This window comes from Ruminococcus sp. AM42-11 (assembly GCF_003480145.1).
Lineage (GTDB): Bacteria > Bacillota > Clostridia > Lachnospirales > Lachnospiraceae > Blautia_A > Blautia_A faecis.
In genome coordinates this window covers 1-3,873 of record NZ_QUIO01000085.1, presented here as the reverse complement: position 1 = coordinate 3,873, position 3,873 = coordinate 1, and the positions used below count along the sequence as shown (strand labels likewise).

The 3,873-nt window shown below is 32.8% G+C and carries 4 protein-coding genes; 2 read left to right on the top strand and 2 right to left on the bottom strand.

Annotated elements, in window-relative coordinates; translation table 11 throughout:
* The first annotated feature begins 158 nt into the window (after positions 1–158).
* The gene (locus DW904_RS22415; protein ID WP_118584322.1) at positions 159–1,175 is read left to right on the top strand and encodes a peptidoglycan-binding protein; all 1,017 of its coding nucleotides are present in this window, start codon (positions 159–161) and stop codon (positions 1,173–1,175) included.
* 47 nt (positions 1,176–1,222) lie between these two features.
* Positions 1,223–1,801 (top strand): hypothetical protein, encoded by a 579-nt coding sequence (locus DW904_RS22410; protein WP_118584321.1) that lies wholly within the window; start codon positions 1,223–1,225, stop codon positions 1,799–1,801.
* Positions 1,802–2,509: 708 nt separating this feature from the next.
* On the opposite strand, the gene DW904_RS22405 is transcribed toward DW904_RS22410, so the two are convergent.
* Together DW904_RS22405 and DW904_RS22400 are read right to left on the bottom strand one after the other, a co-directional pair.
* On the bottom strand, positions 2,510–3,292 hold the full coding sequence (locus DW904_RS22405; protein WP_118584320.1) for a hypothetical protein: 783 nt from the start codon (positions 3,290–3,292) through the stop codon (positions 2,510–2,512).
* Between the two features lie 255 nt (positions 3,293–3,547).
* A complete protein-coding gene (locus tag DW904_RS22400; protein ID WP_118584319.1) occupies positions 3,548–3,820 on the bottom strand; it encodes a hypothetical protein in 273 nt (90 codons plus the stop codon).
* Positions 3,821–3,873: the final 53 nt, after the last annotated feature.

Genomic DNA, 3,873 nt, shown 5'->3' with positions numbered 1-3,873 from the left:
ATTTTTCTTTCATATCAGTTGCCATTTTTTATTACCATCCTTTTCTATTTTTTTTAAATTATACCAATTTTAATTAAATATTTCACTGGAAATATATGGTAATTGATCACTTCTAAAATTTAACTCTAAATTCAATTCTAAGAAAGGAGTCACATCTTATGACAAAAACAGAAAAAGCTACTCGTTGGATGGAAGCAACTGCTCGTGATAATAGTCATGGTTACGATCAGGCTTATCGTTGGAACGAAAAAGGCGATTATGACTGCTCTTCTGCTGTTTACACTGCGTGGGTTAATGCAGGTATTCCTGTAAAAGATTATTCATTTAAAACTTATGGCTGTGCTTATACTGGTGTTATGAAAGCAGTATTTACACATTTTGAATTTAAGGACGTAACATCTAAAGTAAATCTTGCAACAGGAGCCGGATTGCAGCGTGGTGATATTTTACTTAATGAAAAGTATCATGTCGCAATGTATTGTGGTAATGGACTTGAAGTTGAAGCATCTATCAATGAAAATGGTAGAGCTACTGGAGGTAAACCTGGGGACCAGACTGGACGTGAATTCTTAATTCGCTCTTATAGAAATTATCCATGGAATGTTGTTCTCAGATATACTGAAGCAGCTGATGGTAATCCGCCTGTAACTACAAAAAATTATCTTGCTATGGGTGATAAAGGTGATGCAGTAAAAACAATGCAGACAATGCTTATTAAACTTGGTTATTCATGTGGAAAATATGGTGCTGATGGAGATTTTGGATCAGGATCATTAGCATCTGTAAAAGCGTTTCAGCGTGATAATGGGCTTGTTGCAGACGGTCTTTATGGTGAGGCTACAAAAGCTAAACTTACAACCTTATATAATGCTAAAATTAAAGCAGAATCGGCTCCAAAACCAAGTTCAAAGCCATCTACATTATCTTCTAAAGTTGCTGCAGCTCAGTCATTTAATAAATCAATTGCTGGTACTTACAAGGTTAAAGCATCTAATGGACTTAATCTTCGCTATAAGCCAGGAGATACATCCAATTCAAATCTTATCCTTACAATCCCTAATGGAAAATCTGTTGCAAATTATGGATACTACACTACCGTCAATGGAGTCAAATGGTATCTTGTTACATACAAAGATACACCTGGATTTGTTTCCAGTCGGTATCTTGTTAAATGATAGTACAGCACACAATGAATAAAGGGAGTGAGGATAAGGTGATTTAAATGGATAAGTTTGGTGGGATTAAAGAGAATGTAGAAGTTGTACGCAGTTTTGATTGGTGGACCGTTGTAATTGGAGTTTTGATTGCAATAGGTATTGTAATGCTATGCGTAAAAATTAAAGACTTCGTTGTTTCTACATTTGGAATTACTACAAAATCTGCTTTAGCTAAACAGGCACAAGAAGAACGTATCAAAGACTTGAATAATCAAATTATAGATTTACAGAAAGAAGTTCAACAGTTCAAGGATAATAGAATCCATGATAGAGACCAATCATTTGATATACAGAAACAATTAACTGACAGTCAGACTTTGCTACAAAATTCTGTCGAGAATTTAAGAAAAATGTTAGTTAACAAAGAGATTAATGACATGCGTTGGGAAATTTTAGACTTTTCAAATGCTGTTATGAACGGTAGAGTATATAATAAAGAAATTTATGATCATATTTTTGATACACACACAGAATACGAACGTGTGTTAGAAGAAAATGGTCTCGAAAATGGAAAGGTTAATTCATCAATGCAATTTGTTCGTAATAAATATCTTGAGCTAATGGAAAAAAGCTTTAAGCAGTAATTATACATATGGGGTAATAAGTTGTTATTATACAGCTTACTACCCCATTTTTTCGCGTTTTGTTTTTACTAACTGTATGTAGATTTATGTCGAACGATTCTAATAGACATATGTGTGACTTTATAGTATTATAATTCTTGTCTAAAACACATTTCAAAAAATCCATAAAAGAGAGTGCACATATAGTCTTGGATCATTTATATGACCCCATATATCCTTAAGCCTAGCATGATACAATGTAACCTTTGATAACCTTTAAAGCTTCTAATCCAAAAGCTTCCAATTCAAGCATATGTAAACTCTATTTTGTGGATTTTGTGTGAGATTGAAATGTTAAAAGCCAAACTGCGTGAGCATGACTGTCTTTTGTGTGGTTATGTATTAAGTATGTTAATCTTGATCGGATGATGCTTGGTCTGTGATTGGATAGTCTGTGGTTGCTGCGACCTCTTGTTGCGTGGTGAATTAGTGGTGGATCTCTCTAGGGATATTATAACACAGATTTGGTGAGTTAGATAAAATTGTAAAAAAAAAGCAGCTCGCGAGACTGCTTATAAAAACTAAATACGTTTTTTATGGTCCAATGACCATGATAATGAAACAAAATACTGCTTATGAGAAGCTAAACGCTCTGCAATGATATGTTATCACACATGCACTGGGATATCTTCTCTTGTATATATAGCATATTATATAATTATAATTTTGTCAATGTGCATTTTGTTCTAATTTTGAATATTTTTCCACAAGCTCATCATATTTCTTCTCTAACTTAAAATATTTCTCTTCTTGTCTTTTTAACTCCTTATTTTTATTCCGTATTACCTTTTTATAATTTTTATTATTTTGTTGAATTTGTTTGTACCTTTGTTCAATATCACAAAACATTACTGAAAAGACTTGCTCTTTAATTTCTTTCAAAGCTTTGGGACTTATATCTACAAATTCCTTCGCAATTCTTCCAGGCGAAATATATCTAGTGTTATTTATCAATAGTACACAGTCTTTTAAAAATCCTTCTGATTGTAAAGCTTTTCTATAGTACTTTTGTCCATTTGGATTTTCGGTTGGATGATAACTTATATCAATTATATCAGTACCACTTCTCATAGGAACAATTAAAACTTTTTCATGGCTTTTACCAATGCATAATCCATGATGAAAATAGCTTAATTCTCCATGAAAATTATTTCCATAATCTATATAATATGTAGTGCCAACCTTAATTTCTACTTCATTTTCTTCAGCATCAACAAATTTCACTTTATTGCCACTACGAATTAAATTAACATCGCTATATATTATAGATGCTGCATCATAAGCGTTTTGTCTTTTTAATCCCTGAATATAGTTATGTGTGTATTGAAATGCTGCTAATAAAATTCTTGATGTTTTCCTTGCATCTTTCTTTTTATTTTCAGGGGTGTTCTCTGTAAAATCTTTAATATTAGCAGCATCTCCCCAAGCCATATTCATATGATTCATATTCATAATTTTGTCCTCCACCCAATACCATTTTCTCCCATTATACGCCACATAATGACAAAACACAATGTAAATGGTACGGATTTGAGGATTAGAGTATATAGTCTGGTTGACAGAATATATCTATATGATATAATACTAATGACTAGATCAGGAAGTATACGGTGCCCTGGTCATTTTTTATATACAAAAGCCCAGCGATCCACACGGACAACTGGGCTAATCTTATTACTCTTCTTCTGTTGCTTCCGGAGCTGATTCTTAATCTACCGTTGGTTTCGGCATGGACATAAGCTCCTTCAGTTCATCAATCGTGTAACCGTTGGAATCCATGAGATCTGCAAGAGCTGTAAGCTGGGCTGCACGTTCGGCTTTAGATTTCTGGTCTTTTAAAATAGCAAGTTCTTTATCAATATTTTTCTTCTGTTCTGATAATACATTAATCTTCTCAGTTAATTTTTTAATTTCTTCATCAATTTTTGTAAGTTTTGAATTAAGCACTTCTTCTTTTGTTCGTCTTGTTCTTGCTGCCATAATAAAATACCTCCTATTAGATAATTTTATAATTATATTACTGCATAACAGCT

What these genes read in the sequence shown, in the direction of transcription:
- DW904_RS22415 (WP_118584322.1), top strand. Translation starts at nt 159, where the DNA reads ATGACAAAAACAGAAAAAGCTACTCGTTGGATGGAAGCAACTGCTCGT.
- DW904_RS22405 (WP_118584320.1), bottom strand. Translation starts at nt 3,292, where the DNA reads ATGAATATGAATCATATGAATATGGCTTGGGGAGATGCTGCTAATATT.
- DW904_RS22410 (WP_118584321.1), top strand. Translation starts at nt 1,223, where the DNA reads ATGGATAAGTTTGGTGGGATTAAAGAGAATGTAGAAGTTGTACGCAGT.
- DW904_RS22400 (WP_118584319.1), bottom strand. Translation starts at nt 3,820, where the DNA reads ATGGCAGCAAGAACAAGACGAACAAAAGAAGAAGTGCTTAATTCAAAA.